This window comes from Polaromonas sp. CG_9.11 (genome assembly GCF_015752225.1).
In the GTDB taxonomy this organism is placed as follows: domain Bacteria; phylum Pseudomonadota; class Gammaproteobacteria; order Burkholderiales; family Burkholderiaceae_C; genus Polaromonas.
Genome location: NZ_JADOVE010000053.1, coordinates 1 through 5,647, shown reverse-complemented (window position 1 = coordinate 5,647; position 5,647 = coordinate 1). Strand labels below are relative to the sequence as shown.

General features: G+C 55.8%; 5 protein-coding genes and 1 pseudogene. 4 read left to right on the top strand and 2 right to left on the bottom strand.

Translation table 11 applies throughout. The features are described 5' to 3' along the window. Nucleotides 1-508 precede the first annotated feature (508 nt). Complete coding sequence (locus tag IWX85_RS19900) at nt 509-1,231, bottom strand: SOS response-associated peptidase (protein WP_196870950.1); 723 nt, start codon at nt 1,229-1,231, stop codon at nt 509-511. Between the two features lie 84 nt (nt 1,232-1,315). Between IWX85_RS19900 and IWX85_RS19895 the strand changes: the two genes are divergently transcribed. Beyond that, the gene (locus IWX85_RS19895) at nt 1,316-1,762 is read left to right on the top strand and encodes a LexA family transcriptional regulator (RefSeq protein WP_196870949.1); all 447 of its coding nucleotides are present in this window, start codon (nt 1,316-1,318) and stop codon (nt 1,760-1,762) included. A gap of 4 nt (nt 1,763-1,766) precedes the next feature. Continuing rightward, entirely contained in the window at nt 1,767-3,068 is a 1,302-nt protein-coding gene (locus IWX85_RS19890; protein WP_196870948.1) for a Y-family DNA polymerase, read from the top strand. A 33-nt stretch (nt 3,069-3,101) separates the two neighbouring features. Here the strand turns inward: IWX85_RS19890 and IWX85_RS19885 are convergent, their stop codons facing one another. After that, the gene (locus IWX85_RS19885; protein WP_196870947.1) at nt 3,102-4,022 is read right to left on the bottom strand and encodes a DNA/RNA non-specific endonuclease; all 921 of its coding nucleotides are present in this window, start codon (nt 4,020-4,022) and stop codon (nt 3,102-3,104) included. Between the two features lie 216 nt (nt 4,023-4,238). On the opposite strand from IWX85_RS19885, the gene IWX85_RS19880 reads away from it, so the two are divergent. Both IWX85_RS19880 and IWX85_RS19875 read left to right on the top strand, forming a co-directional pair. Beyond that, a complete protein-coding gene (locus IWX85_RS19880; RefSeq protein ID WP_196870946.1) occupies nt 4,239-5,123 on the top strand; it encodes a hypothetical protein in 885 nt (294 codons plus the stop codon). Nucleotides 5,124-5,195: 72 nt separating this feature from the next. Further along, nucleotides 5,196-5,600: pseudogene (locus IWX85_RS19875) on the top strand (hypothetical protein); the annotation flags it as partial. Between the last annotated feature and the right edge of the window lie 47 nt (nt 5,601-5,647).

Here is a 5,647-nt window from a genome sequence, read left to right as displayed (position 1 = left end):
AACCCAGAAACCCCACAAATCAAGGAGCTTCGAAACACGCAAAAAGTAGCCTGACTCACTTCACTTCAGGCGACAACTTCCTTGACAGCCACCGCGCATGGAGGCGAGGCGCTCAGAAATAATTTTGTATGTTGGACGGCCAGGTTTGTTCATTTGTTCACGCCTTAAAAGGAATGAATGAATTCTGGACTCCCGGCTTTAAGTTGTGTACCCACAAAAACACAGCATAAACCTATTCCTTATCAAAAAGCTCATATTGAACCGTGCCGTTTTGGTGTGTTGCCTTAAAAGCGGTGTGAAATTTTGGCTTAGACGTTTCAACCTTTTCAAATCTCGGCACTCTCTCAGGTTGGCCTGGAGATACAGCGGTACCCAAGGGTTCGGTATGCCCTCAAGTGCAAAGAAGGTCCCCCTATCGATCGCTTCAGTCGTCGATGTGGCCCTTGGGCGCCCTTATGGAGATTCTCGCAATCGGATCGCTGCCTACCACTGCAAGAAACGGTGATCGCTATTCCTCATCGGTCACTGCCGCTTTTGTCGGTTTAGGGGCTGTCGGCATGCCCGTGGCCAGGAGCTTATCGGCCGGGTATTGAACAAAAAACTCCTTCGACTTCTCGACTGGTACATCCAGCCAGCCGTCGTAAGCGTCATCGTTCAAGATCACCACCATGCGCTTGTCCTGTTTATCCGGCGGACGTTTCAGGTCCGGTCGGTGCAGCTCTTTGAAGATCGGGTGCGTGTCGGCGTTGATGGTCAACATGGCAAAGCTGTTATGCCATTGGCCCGTGACCGGGTCTTTCCATGGACTCCACAGTCCCGCCAAGCCCAGCGGGGCGCAATCTCGTCTAGTGATCCTGGTGGGGATGTGTTTGCCGGTGCGCCAATCGGGCTCGTAAATTGCCTCGCAGGCAATGATGCAGTGCCGGCGCTTGGCCCAAGCGTGTTTGAAACTGGCCAGCTGGTCGACAGTTTCGGTGCGGGCGTTGTAAGTTCGCAAGCCGTATTTGGTGTCTTTCGCAAAGCCAGGCAGCAAGCCAAAGTGCCCCAGCACCAGTTCCCGCGCCGGCACGGCTTCATCACCGCTGTCCAGTTCGGCAGGCCTGCGGATCAAAGGCGCCAGCGCCGTCGGAAAGATGTGCAGAGGCATTTGCACCAAGCCCATCGGCCGCTGGGTGCCGAAGTGCTTCTCGTAGGCTTCCCATTGGCGAACAGCTTCATAGTGGGCACACATGGCCTGACTCTACGATATTTTTTCGCGTCAATTTTTTACTTCAGTTCTTGCTTCAGTATCCGTGTCGGTGGGTACACTGTATGCATGACCAGTATTATGCCGCCAGACGCCATACCCTTTCAATTGGGTATGGCCCTGCCCCTGCCCATGGTCGAGGGCAAGCTCAGGGCGGGCTTTCCATCGCCAGCCGCTGATTTTGCCGTCAAGCGGTGCGATCTGAACGAGCTGGTGATCACCCATCCCTTGGCCACTTTCTTTTGGTGGGTAGCGGGCGTGTCCATGCAGCCGGCCATTGATAACGGTGACCTGCTGGTGGTCAACCGCGCCCTGACGTCCAGCGTGAGGGATGGCGATATCGTGGTGGCTGAGGTCGATGGGGACTTCACGGTCAAATATTTTCGCCGGCGACGCAGTGATGGCCGGGTGTCCCTGGTGGCGGCCAATCCGACCTTTCCGCCGATTATCTTCAGGGAAGGCCAGATCATGACGATCTGCGGCAAGGTCACCGCTGTGGTCACGCTATTGCGGTGATGCGATGTTTGCGCTGGTCGATGGCAACAATTTTTACGTGTCGTGCGAGCGCGCCTTCCGGCCCATCCTTAAAACCCGCCCTGTTGTCGTTCTGAGCAACAACGACGGCTGTGCCATTGCCCGAAGCAACGAAGCCAAGGCGATTGGCATCAAGATGGGCCAGCCCTGGTTTGAATGCCGGCAACTGGCCGAAGAACACGGCGTGATTGCCCTGTCGGCCAATTTCACCCTGTACGGCGACATGAGCGACCGCATGATGGGCATTGCCGCAGGGCTGGGCCCAGGGCAGGAGATCTATTCCATTGACGAAAGCTTTATCGACCTTTCTGGAGTGCGGGGTGACTTGACAGCTCGCGGCCAGCAGGTGCGCCAGCGCATTCTGGAGTGGATAGGCATCCCCACCGGCATCGGAATGGGTCCGACTAAGACGCTGGCCAAGCTGGCCAACCACGTCGCCAAAAGCGCCGATCGAAAACCCGGCAGTTATCCCGTTGAGCTCGCCCGGGTCTGCAATCTGGGCGCTTTGCCGGCATCCGATCTGGATGCGGTGTTTGAGGCGACTGCGGTCGGCGAAGTGTGGGGAATCGGGCGGCGCATTGCCCAGCAGCTTACGACGGAGGGCATCACCAATGTGCTGCAACTGGTGCAGATCAGTCCCTCCACGATTCGCAGCCGTTGGTCCGTAGTGCTGGAACGCACGGTGCGGGAGTTGCAGGGCCAGCCGTGCATGACAATTGAAAATCAACCGTCACCCAAAAAGGAAATCGCTTTCACCCGTAGCTTTGGTCAGCCCATCACGGACCTGAAGGACCTGGCCGAAGCCGTCAGCGCCTTTGCCAGCGGCGCCAGTTTTAAGCTGCGCCAGCAAAACAGCCTAGCGGCGCAGATCCATGTCTTCATCCACACCAGCCCGTTTCGGCCAGGGCCAAGGATCAACACCTCGACCACGGTCCCGTTGCGCCGGCCTACAGCAGACAGCAACTTGCTGGTGGCTGCTGCCGTCATGGGTTTGAGACACATCTACCGGCCCGGCTTTGATTACATAAAGGCCGGCATCATGTTGATGGACCTGCAAGCCGACACGATGCAGCAGGGCGAATTGGATCTGGAGAATGATCCCGCAGATGACCGCAGCAAGCTGATGCGCACGGTGGACCAATTGAACGACCGTTATGGCCGGGGCACGCTCAAGGTGGCCAGCGAAGGGCTGGCGGGTGACAAACGGGCCTGGTCGATGAGGCAGCAGCTTCGAACGCCTCATTACACGACGGACTGGAAAGCGCTGCCTGTGGCGAAGGCGGGCTGAGTCTGCATCGTGCTGGAGACCTATTCGCTTACTTCAATGTTCTGGACCCACACCCGGCAAAAAGTTGATCCCGGTACGCTGAACCAGTTCAGCATAGCTGATGGGCTTCGAGCCTCGCGTAGCATCGTTATTCAGGTGCCAGTGTGCCCACGCCCGGTTTTTGTCTTCGTCATAAACCAGCTTGAACAGGTACTTTGGAACGCGCACCTGACCGGCACCGATTCCTTGACTTGACGCAATGCTCGGTTCGTAGACAGGCCCTGTGATGACGTAAACGTTTCCAGTAGCTCTTTCAGCATATTTACGGGTGGCAGCCTCAACTGACCTGGCCCATACACCACGGTTATGTTCTGACGCCTGGGGAACCATGTTTGCCAGTGAAAAGCTTTGGGCCATAGCCTGTGGTGTAGGCATATCGCCGGCAGGGGCCATATGACCACGGTCAAATCCACTTCCTTTGTAGTCGTCCAAAGTGGCCCGCTCAGCAGAACGTAGGCGCGCATCAGAAAAAAACTTGTTTGTTCTTTTCTCGTCTGCATCAGCTATCGAGGCGCGATTGAGCTTCTCGGCCACGAAGACAGCCGTCTTGCTTTCACCAGAATGAAGGATGGCAAAGGCGTCGTAGCAGAGGGCTCGATTGGTTGGCCGTGGTGCAACAACGGGGGGTCTTCCGCGTGCAAAAAACTGGCGACAGGCCGGAAAGGAATCTGCGTCATTGTCTGTGTGGGTCGAAGGGGAAACCTTCGAGGTTGTATGAGGTGTTCCAACCTCGCGCAAAGCCACATTCAGTTCACTTGCGAACTGCTCTATTCCATTTCCTGCGGCGACCACGCCTTTGGCTGGAATGTCGGCGCAGGAGTGCAGGGAAAAACCGAATACTAGAGCCAGCAGCAGGTGTATCAGGCGGGACTTGGTTCGTTGCTGCTGACGCTTGGGTGGTTTTCTTTTTTTCATTTATTGCGCTGGGAATGCAGATGGCTGGTCAGGCAAGGCTCAATCCCGAAACGCATCTTTCGATGGCAATTGGAGCACAGCGCTATGTGCGACGAAACACGCTTCAAACAAACAGATCGGGTTCATGCCGTAGATGGGCTTTAAAACAAAGCTGAGCCGATGCATTGCCGCCGAAATTCATACATGAAATCTGGAAAGTTGACCTGTTGAAATTGCATGGACCACGCCTTTTACATTGAGCGATTTGGTCTTATTCAGCCCCACCGAAATAAATATCTGATGCAGACTTACGATTGGCTTTTGGGTTGTCTCAAGACTTGTTCGATCAATCAAAAACGTTGGGCAATGCCCAGATTCCTGAGGAATACGAATATGTTTCAGTGTTTGGTATCGGAAAATTCGCTTCAGATGGCTGTTGGTTTACCTGGCATTGGCCATTGCCAACTTGGTGGGGTGCCGGTCGTTTCAATACCGGATCCCGGATTGTCTCGGCATGAGCGTCGTCTCACGTGCGTTCATGAAGCCGCACACGCAGTCATGTACGCAATAGGGGGATACAAAATTGCCCAGGTCGCTGTTGCGCCGGAAGGGGCTACTGACTGGACTGTCAAATTGCGAAAGGGCGGTGTACTGCATGACCTTTGGGGAGTTTGTGAAAAATTTGAGGATCACCCTGCGGCGAGATGCAAAACGTCAAAGAACAGATTTGATCGTCAGATGTTTCGGACTTCCCTAAAACCGTTCCCAGGTTCGTATCGACGCAAAATCTGGAGACAGATCCGAGCTCATCTTTGCGGCGTAGTTGCTGGAGAACTTGCGGAGCACCTATATCTCGGAAATCCTCCGGAATTTAATTTTGATGGCGAAGGAGACGGGGTGACTGCCATTGCAGATGATTGCCTGCTGCTTGGCCGCGACAACTTAGAATATATGGTGGAACTCGTCATTCAAAAGCTCCAAAGCTCCGATGTTTGGGGACTGGTCATCCAGCTTGCTGATGCTCTTGAAATGTCAGGGTGTGTAGACGATCGCATCGAAGCATTTTTGCCAGTTCCGGAGCCGGGCTGGCCCCCAACACGCGCCATAGCCGCGGATTGTTGAATCGTACAAAGGCACGGTGTCTCGATAAAGGATCAGTTTGGTGAGGCTCTGCTCGAGCGCCATGTCGCGGCTATGCGCTGCGTCCACAAAGGCGGTTTCACCACCGTGACTGAGCACCTGCCAGAACGCCACCAACATCAGGCCCAGTGGACACCCGAACGGCTGGTGGCCTGGGGCGAGCGCATCGGGGTGGCCTGCGCCGCCACGGTGCGCAAAATGCTCGAGCGCCAACCCCATCCCGAGCACGCCTACCGCGCCTGCCTGGGCCTGCTGTCCCTGTCCAAGCGCTATGGCGAGGCCAGGCTGGAGGCGGCCTGCACCCTGGCGCTGGGCCTGGGCACCAGCAAATACTCCCACATCCGCGACATCTTGCTCAACCGGCGCGACCTGCTCCAAACCAGCACTGCCCCTGAGTGGACCAGCCCGACTCACCCCGGGTGTCAGAATTGTTGTCGCATCCAATTCTTTGATGGCTAACTGCCCGACAGCTTCATTTCATGACCAGAACACCGCATTCACATCAC

Bases quoted from the DNA above. Each gene is read 5' to 3' on its own strand.
- IWX85_RS19900 (WP_196870950.1), bottom strand. From the start codon at position 1,231: ATGTGTGCCCACTATGAAGCTGTTCGCCAATGGGAAGCCTACGAGAAG.
- IWX85_RS19895 (WP_196870949.1), top strand. From the start codon at position 1,316: ATGACCAGTATTATGCCGCCAGACGCCATACCCTTTCAATTGGGTATG.
- IWX85_RS19890 (WP_196870948.1), top strand. From the start codon at position 1,767: ATGTTTGCGCTGGTCGATGGCAACAATTTTTACGTGTCGTGCGAGCGC.
- IWX85_RS19885 (WP_196870947.1), bottom strand. From the start codon at position 4,022: ATGAAAAAAAGAAAACCACCCAAGCGTCAGCAGCAACGAACCAAGTCC.
- IWX85_RS19880 (WP_196870946.1), top strand. From the start codon at position 4,239: ATGGACCACGCCTTTTACATTGAGCGATTTGGTCTTATTCAGCCCCAC.